General features: G+C 62.6%; 1 pseudogene. It reads left to right on the top strand.

The features are described 5' to 3' along the window. Nucleotides 1-235 (top strand): annotated as a pseudogene (locus tag P792_RS38250) (ubiquinone biosynthesis protein UbiH); the annotation flags it as partial.

Here is a 235-nt window from a genome sequence, read left to right as displayed (position 1 = left end):
AAGGCGCTCTCGACATCGCCGCACCTGATACGGGGCGCTTCGAATTCGGCGCCGATCATGTCGAGATCACGCTTAAATCCGGACCGGTTTATCGGGCGCCGCTCGTCATCGCCGCAGAGGGGCGGCAGAGTCCGTTACGCCAGCAGGCGGGCATCATGGTCACGCGCCTGCCCTACAACCAGTGCGGACTGATCAGCATCATTCATCATGAGCGCCCACATGACGACAGGGCGCT

This window comes from Asaia sp. SF2.1 (assembly GCF_000505765.1).
GTDB classification, from domain to species: Bacteria; Pseudomonadota; Alphaproteobacteria; order Acetobacterales; family Acetobacteraceae; genus Asaia; species Asaia bogorensis.
This window is presented reverse-complemented; position numbering and strand designations above follow the sequence as displayed.